This is a genomic window from Bradyrhizobium sp. Kon69 (assembly GCF_055807515.1).
In genome coordinates, this window is sequence record NZ_JBVVOS010000448.1 from 1 (window position 1) to 255 (window position 255).

Below are 255 nucleotides of genomic sequence, written 5' to 3' on the forward strand. Positions count from 1 at the left end.
GGTGGCCGCGCGCAGCGAATACCTGGTGTGCATCGATGGCGATGCGTTGCTCGACAAGAACGCGGCGGCCTACATGGTCGCGCCGATGCTCGACAACCCGCGCCTGGGCGCCGTGACCGGCAACCCGCGCGTGCGCACACGCTCCACCCTGATCGGCCGGGTGCAGGTCGGCGAGTTCTCCTCGATCATCGGCCTGATCAAACGCACCCAGCGCGTGTTCGGGCGGATCTTCACCGTGTCGGGCGTGGTGGTGGC

1 protein-coding gene is annotated in these 255 nt (G+C 68.6%); it reads left to right on the forward strand.

Annotated features, from left to right (window positions below; translation table 11 throughout):
- Positions 1-255: glycosyltransferase (locus tag AC0L3U_RS39750; protein WP_473365174.1), on the forward strand; the 255-nt coding region annotated here is incomplete at both ends.